The following is a 236-nucleotide window of genomic DNA, read 5'->3' on the forward strand; positions in this document are numbered from 1 at the left end:
CTGACCAACCCGGCGCAGACGCCGGTGACCGTGACCTTGTCCAACGGCCAGGTCATCACCGTTGAAGCAGGTAAAACCCAAGGCAGCATCGACTTCCAGACTCCGTCGAACGATGTGTACAACAACGGCTCGACCGTTAGCGTCACTATCCAAGACGCCACGGGCGGTAACTTCGAGCAGCTGACTCCTAACCCAACCCCAGCTGTTACGACGATCAACGATTCGATCGACACTAC

At 57.2% G+C, this 236-nt stretch carries 1 protein-coding gene; it reads left to right on the forward strand.

Annotated features, from left to right (window positions below; translation table 11 throughout):
• Window positions 1-236: immunoglobulin-like domain-containing protein (locus tag IAE38_RS23730; RefSeq protein ID WP_201219593.1), on the forward strand; the 236-nt coding region annotated here is incomplete at both ends.

The sequence above is a fragment of the Pseudomonas sp. S32 genome (assembly GCF_016648095.1).
Taxonomy (GTDB): Bacteria; Pseudomonadota; Gammaproteobacteria; order Pseudomonadales; family Pseudomonadaceae; genus Aquipseudomonas; species Aquipseudomonas parafulva.